The organism is Streptomyces humicola, assembly GCF_024436035.1.
Lineage (GTDB): Bacteria > Actinomycetota > Actinomycetes > Streptomycetales > Streptomycetaceae > Streptantibioticus_B > Streptantibioticus_B humicola.
The window spans coordinates 209,056-215,167 of the sequence record NZ_JANFNG010000009.1 but is presented as its reverse complement, the minus strand read 5'-3'; the positions used below and the strand labels follow the sequence as shown (position 1 = coordinate 215,167).

The following is a 6,112-nucleotide window of genomic DNA, read 5'->3' as shown; positions in this document are numbered from 1 at the left end:
GGCCTACGCCGACAGCCCCAACATCCCCAACTCCGCACCCTGACCACAACCCGGGACGCGCGACCTCAGTTGCCGAGGAGACCGTTGACCAGTCCACCGACGCCGCTGACCACGCCGCCGAGGAGGCCGGTTCCCTGCTGCGCACCGGACCTCGATGCGGGAGCCGGCGCAGCGGAGGACGTCGCGGGGGCGGGCGTGGCCCGCGAGGACGACGAGGTCGCCGACGGGGTCGGCGCGGACACCGTCGGCATCGTGGCCGCAGACGCGGTCTGCTGCGCAGCCGCAGAGTAGGAGGGCGTCACCTGCTGCGTCCGGATCGCCGTGGAGAGTTGGGTCGGCGTCGGCGCTGCTGCGGGCTCGGTCGCCATATCGGTGGGGGTCAGGTGGCGCGGCTGCTGCGTCGCAGCCGAGGTCGTCGGATCGGCGACGGGACCCGCCGCGAGATCCTTCACCGGCTTGCCGTCCGGGTTGGACATCGCCTGTGCCCCAACCGGACCGTCCGCCACCGATTTGACGCCCACGGCGAGCGCAGCGGCCATGCCGAAGGCGGCGGTGGCCTTGACCACGGTCGAGCGCGCACGCCGCGCACCCCCGGCCTGCCGGTGCCTGCCCATTCCCGAACCCTCCCCAGCCCTCGGTGACATGGCTTGAATGCGCCATCAGTAAAGCTCTACCAGAGGGGCGCAACGGTGTCAGTGATGCATTCGTTATGTGCAGATCCTGCGAACGGACGGCGGTGTTCGTGCGGACGATGCCTGGGAGATCGCCCGACGCCCTCTCCCCGCTGCCGGCCGACCACGCCCCTGACAGCCCCGGACCTGGCACCCGAACGGGCCTGCCGGGCGCGTCTCGCCCTCAGCGGCATGCCGTATGAGAACGCACGTGCCCGCCGATGGGCACGAAAAATGCCCTCCGAATCCACGTTTCCGCAGGTCGGAGGGCATTTACGGAGTGGAGCCTAGGGGAGTCGAACCCGAAACCGAGACGCTTCTCACCTGCGGTTTTGCCGGAAAAACCGGACAATACATCCAGCTTGCATCCTGCTGAGTCCTACTCGATCCTGGTCCGGTGCGCACACGTGCGCACGCATCGCGAAAGCAAATTTCACAAACAACCGGGTCGTGCCAGACAGCCTATGAGCCGCGGCCCGCAGCTCAGGATCGCCACCGAAACCGGATCTTGCATGCATTTCCGCATGCACCGGTGTATGGTGGTCCCATGGTCGCCCTACAGATCCGTGACGTCCCCGAGGACCTCCGCGACAAACTCACCGCCATAGCGCGTGAGCGCGGGCAGTCCCTCCAGTCGTACCTGCTTGACGTCGTCAGCGACGAAGTACGCCGCCGCGACAACCTCACCGCCCTGCAACGCCTGACCGGCCGCACCTGGGGCACCCGACTGTCCACCGACGACGTCGTCGGAACCCTGCGCAACGCACGCGAGGCACGCGATGCCGAACTCGGCGTTCCCGAGGGCAACGCGTGATCGTCGTCGACGCCTCCGTCTTCGCCTTCGCCCTCCTCGACGAAGGACCGACCGGCCAGAACTGCCGCGCAGCACTGGCCGACGACGACCGGTGGATCGCCCCCGAACACTGGATGATCGAGGTCACCTCCGTCATCCGGGGAAACCTCCTCGGCGGCAAGATCACCCACACCCACGCAGCCGAGGCAATCACATCCCTCAGCCAGATCTCCCCCATCGTCCCCCTCACCCGCGTCCTGCTCCCCCGCATCTGGGAGCTCCATCCCAACGTCACCACCTACGACGCCGGCTACATCGCAGCCGCAGAGGCCTACGACTGCCCCCTCCTCACCACCGACGCCCGCCTCGCCCGCGCCACTGGAACCAACTGCCCCATCAACCTCCTCAACTGACAACCGCGCCTGGCGCCGGGCCACGGTGCGGGATGCCCAGAACGAGATGGGCACCCCACACACCTTCCCTCTCCTCGAAGGGCCCGGTGCCTCCGTGGGAGACATGCGGGCGGCGTAGCGCGGTCGAGGCGGGCGTCGGTGGTGAGCGCGGCTCCGAGGCACCGCCGGCCCACGCCATGGCGGGCACGACGATCGCCCAGCCCCAGCCGTGCAGGGTGGCGTAGACCGCGGTCGCTGCTACGCCGACCGCGCCGCCGAGCAGGGAGAGCAGCAGCGCCTCGGTGAAGAACTGCACCCGGATGTGGGTTTCGGTGGCACCGAGTGCGCGGCGCAGGCCGATCTCGCCGCGGCGTTCCAGTACCCAGATCACCATGATGTTGGCGACTCCGACGCCACCGACGAGCAGCGCGACCGCACCGAGGCCGAGGAAGAGCCTGGTCAGGGCGCTGCTCGCCTGTGCGGGGGCCTGCAGAGCGGCCGAGGTTGGCTGACGTTGACGCCCGAGGGGTCCTCGGGGCTGGCAGTGTTGGCCAGCACGCCGTGCACGGCGGCGACTTGGGGGCGCGTCGAGGGCCTGGGTGAGATCGCCGATGAGGTCGGCGGCGTCTTCCAAACGCCGACCGCTGATTTCGCGCGGTTCAGCGCGCCGCGCACAGCTCGGCGTACAGCTCCGGTCCCGGCCACGTGCGCGGCGTGGACTCCGCCTCGTGCACCAGGGCGACCAGACGCGCGTTCGCGGGGGCGCTCTGCTCGTGGGCGGTGGCGATGGCGACGATCTCGCCCTGCAGTGAATCGATCTCCGTGGGCCGACCGCGCTGCAGGTCCTCCCACATCGAGGAGCGCGCGTGGGCGTCGATCCGGAGGGACGCTGCCGCCACCCGGCGGAAGAGGGCGTCGGGCAGCCCCAGCACGTACGGGGTTACGCCGGGCGCGGCGGGGCCGAGGCGGGCGGGAGTGACTCCTGCGGCGCGGTAGACGGCGAGGGCCTCGCGCTGACACAGGGCAAGGCAGCGACGGTATGCCCGCTGGCCGAGCTGGTCGCGCAGCGGCAGCCCCGAGAGGGCGTTGATCGCGTTGTTGAGGTTCATCAGCAGCTTGGCGTGCTGTACTTGGGACATGTCGGTGCGGGCCTCGATGGCCAAGCCCGCCTCGCGGAAGGCGGCGGAGAGCATGTCGTTGGGCTCGGTCATGAGCCTGCCCGGCATGCCCTGGTGCACGGTGCCCGGCTCGGACTGCACCACGTTGTAGGGCACCATCCCGGCCAGCACGGTGTGGCCGTGGAGCGCGGCACGCAGGGTGGCGGGGTTGTGCAGCCCGTTCTGGAAGCTGACCACCACGGCGCCGGGGGCGAGATGAGCGGCGAGGTCCTTGGCGGCGGCCTCGGTGCCGGCGGTCTTCACGGTGACCAGCACATAGTCGGCGCCAGCGGCGGCTTCGGGGCCGGTGGCCAGCGTCAGCTGGTCCGGCGTGAGGTGGACGGGCGGCCGGACGGAGGTACTGAGGGTGAGTCCCCGCTCGCGCAGTACATTCATGGCGGCGGACCGGCCGATGAATGCCACGTCATGCCCGGCGGCGACGAGGTGGCCGCCAAGATGACAGCCGATACTGCCGGCGCCGAGGACGGTGAAGCGGGGCTTGGGCATGGGCGACTCCTGCGGAAGGGCGGGGGCGGGCAGGGGCCAGCATGGACCAGGGGCATGCCGGCTGACCAGGCCCCGGTCTCCTACCTCTTACCCAGGGATTGGTCTCCGGAGGACGCGTGCTGGACGCCGGTGGGCAGCCACCGGAACCTGGCTGCCAGGCGGCCGCAGACGCTCCCCGGTGCCTGCTCGGGCGTTGTCGACGGTCGCCCGCGTAGAGCGAGCGGTCCTTACTGCGCCAGCGCGCTATTGCCCCGAACGCTTGTCGGGGTCGCCGACCACCAGCGCCGGTGCGCACACGCAGCCACCCCCGAGGATGTTCCCTCCGGGACCGGCGTACGTCGCAGCGGACGCATCCACCCCTACCTCGCTTATCTGGTACCGACGCTGGAACGAGGGGGTCACCGCCGGACTCACGATTCCCGCTCAGACGAATCTCTCTTGCGTCGGAGGCTTGTTCACCGAGGGTGTCGACATGGTGTCTCCGGAATGCGCTCAACGCACTCCGCCCTGCAATCAGGGGATCGGGGGATCGCCGGGGGATCCGCAGGGGATCACTACTCGAGGAGAGCCCTTGTACATCAAGGGCTGCGAGCCCAATACGCTCCTCATGTGCGCACACGTGCGCACCGTGTGCGCACCAAAAATGCCCTCTGAACCACGTTTCCGCAGGTCAGAGGGCATTTACCAGTGGAGCCTAGGGGAGTCGAACCCCTGACATCTGCCATGCAAAGACAGCGCTCTACCAACTGAGCTAAGGCCCCGTGCCGCAGAACAGCGTACCTGGTGCGGCCGGGATCCCCGACCGGGTATCCGTGGTCATAGGATGGTTTGCGAGATTCGCAGACGCAAACGGAGCCCGAATGGACATCTCGCCGCAGGACACGACGGCTCGCGCGCGCGAGTTGCAGCGGGGGTGGTACGGGGAGCCGCTGGGGGATCTCTTCCGGCGGCTCATCGCGGATCTCGGGCTGAACCAGGCCCGGCTGGCCGGCGTGCTCGGTCTGTCCGCGCCGATGTTGTCGCAGCTGATGAGCGGGCAGCGGGCGAAGATCGGGAATCCGGCCGTGGTGCAGCGGCTGCAGGCGTTGCAGGAGCTGGCCGGGGAGGTGGCGGACGGCATGGCGTCGCCCGCCGAGGCCGCCTCGCGGATGGAGGAGATCCGGGAGTCGGCAGGATCGTCCCTGCTGAGCACCACGACGCACAGCGGCGCGAGCGTCCAGTCCCCGCTCCCTGCCCGCCGCGTCGTCCGCGAGATCCAGTCGCTGCTGCGCTCCCTCGGCTCCGCGGACGAGCTGCTCGCGGCCGCGGACACCCTCGCCGCGGCCCATCCAGAACTGGCAGAGTTCCTTCGTGTGTACGGCGCCGGAAGGACCGACGACGCGGTCGCGCACTTCGAGGCGCACCAGGACTGACGGGCAGGGGGCTGGGCGGGCGCGATGGGTGAGGTGTTCGCGGGTCGCTACGAGCTGGTCGATCCGGTCGGGCGCGGCGGCGTGGGGGCCGTGTGGCGCGCCTGGGACAGGCGGCGCAAGCGGTATGTCGCAGCCAAGGTGCTGCGCCAGGTCGACGCGCACGCGCTGCTGCGCTTCGTGCGGGAGCAGGCGCTGCGCATCGACCATCCGCATGTGCTGGCGCCGACCAGCTGGGCGGCCGATGACGACCAGGTGCTGTTCACCATGGATCTGGTGCGCGGCGGCTCACTGGCACATCTGATCGGCGACTACGGGCCGCTGCCGCCGCACTATGTGTGCGTCCTGCTCGACCAGTTGTTCGCCGGGCTGACCGCGGTGCACGCGGAGGGCGTGGTGCACCGGGACATCAAGCCCGCCAACATCCTGCTCGAAGCCACCGGAACAGGACGTCCCCACCTGAGGCTTTCGGACTTCGGGATCGCGATGCGCAAGGGCGAGCCACGGCTGACGGAACCGGACTTCGTGGTGGGGACGCCGGGTTACTTCGCGCCGGAGCAGTTGCTGGGCGCCGAGCCGGACTTCCCGGCCGACTTGTATGCGGTGGGTCTCGTCGCGCTCTATCTGCTGACGGGACGCAAGCCGGACGCGCAGGCGCTGGTCGAGCGGTACGCGGCGGAGGGCGGGGTTCCGGGTGCTCCTGTGGGCGTTCCCGAGCCGCTGTGGCAGGTGGTTGCGACCTTGCTCCACCCGGATCCGGAGGCCCGCTTCCGTACCGCGCTCGGCGCGCGCAAAGCGCTGGCCGCCGCCGTCGAGCTGCTCCCGGAGCTCGCGATCGACGACGAGCCGGTGGAGGTCTTCGACCAGATCGGGCCGCTGCCCGAGGGGTTCGGCCCGGACGGCCCGATCCGGGCGGCGCAGCAGACCGCGCAGACCGCTGTCACGGAGACCAGCTTCCGGCTGGCTCCTCCGCAGCCTCGTCAGCCGCCGTACCCGACCGGGCCCACCCGGCCGTACACGGACCCCCGGACGCCCCGAACGGAGAGCACGGACAGCACGGCCAGCACGCCCGCGCCGCGGGAGCGCGCCGTGCCCGTGCCCACGGCGAAGGTGGTGGTGCCGGTGCTCGTGGTCGCTGTGCTGTGTTTCGCGGTGGGAATCTGGGCGCTCGCCACGTCGTGAC

7 protein-coding genes and 1 tRNA gene are annotated in these 6,112 nt (G+C 70.1%); 4 read left to right on the top strand and 4 right to left on the bottom strand.

The window, feature by feature from the left end:
- Positions 1-65 precede the first annotated feature (65 nt).
- Entirely contained in the window at positions 66-614 is a 549-nt protein-coding gene (locus tag NGB36_RS14830) for a hypothetical protein (protein ID WP_255920719.1), read from the bottom strand.
- A 604-nt stretch (positions 615-1,218) separates the two neighbouring features.
- On the opposite strand from NGB36_RS14830, the gene NGB36_RS14825 reads away from it, so the two are divergent.
- Positions 1,219-1,485 carry a hypothetical protein gene (locus NGB36_RS14825; protein ID WP_255920718.1) on the top strand — a complete coding sequence of 89 codons (267 nt, stop codon included), beginning with the start codon at positions 1,219-1,221 and terminating at the stop codon, positions 1,483-1,485.
- On the top strand, positions 1,482-1,877 hold the full coding sequence (locus tag NGB36_RS14820) for a type II toxin-antitoxin system VapC family toxin (RefSeq protein ID WP_255920717.1): 396 nt from the start codon (positions 1,482-1,484) through the stop codon (positions 1,875-1,877). The genes NGB36_RS14825 and NGB36_RS14820 overlap by 4 nt, the downstream gene beginning before the upstream one ends.
- On the opposite strand, the gene NGB36_RS33790 is transcribed toward NGB36_RS14820, so the two are convergent.
- From NGB36_RS33790 to NGB36_RS14805, 3 genes are all read right to left on the bottom strand, one after another.
- The gene (locus NGB36_RS33790; protein ID WP_372509442.1) at positions 1,870-2,490 is read right to left on the bottom strand and encodes an ABC transporter permease; all 621 of its coding nucleotides are present in this window, start codon (positions 2,488-2,490) and stop codon (positions 1,870-1,872) included. The two genes, NGB36_RS14820 and NGB36_RS33790, sit on opposite strands and share 8 nt — an antisense overlap.
- 25 nt (positions 2,491-2,515) lie before the next feature.
- The gene (locus tag NGB36_RS14810) at positions 2,516-3,520 is read right to left on the bottom strand and encodes a 2-dehydropantoate 2-reductase (RefSeq protein ID WP_255920716.1); all 1,005 of its coding nucleotides are present in this window, start codon (positions 3,518-3,520) and stop codon (positions 2,516-2,518) included.
- Positions 3,521-4,208: 688 nt separating this feature from the next.
- A tRNA-Ala gene (locus tag NGB36_RS14805) sits at positions 4,209-4,281 on the bottom strand.
- 99 nt (positions 4,282-4,380) lie between these two features.
- Between NGB36_RS14805 and NGB36_RS14800 the strand changes: the two genes are divergently transcribed.
- Complete coding sequence (locus NGB36_RS14800) at positions 4,381-4,932, top strand: helix-turn-helix domain-containing protein (RefSeq protein WP_255920715.1); 552 nt, start codon at positions 4,381-4,383, stop codon at positions 4,930-4,932.
- A 24-nt stretch (positions 4,933-4,956) separates the two neighbouring features.
- Positions 4,957-6,111 carry a serine/threonine protein kinase gene (locus NGB36_RS14795; RefSeq protein WP_255920714.1) on the top strand — a complete coding sequence of 385 codons (1,155 nt, stop codon included), beginning with the start codon at positions 4,957-4,959 and terminating at the stop codon, positions 6,109-6,111.
- The last annotated feature ends 1 nt before the right edge of the window (position 6,112 follow it).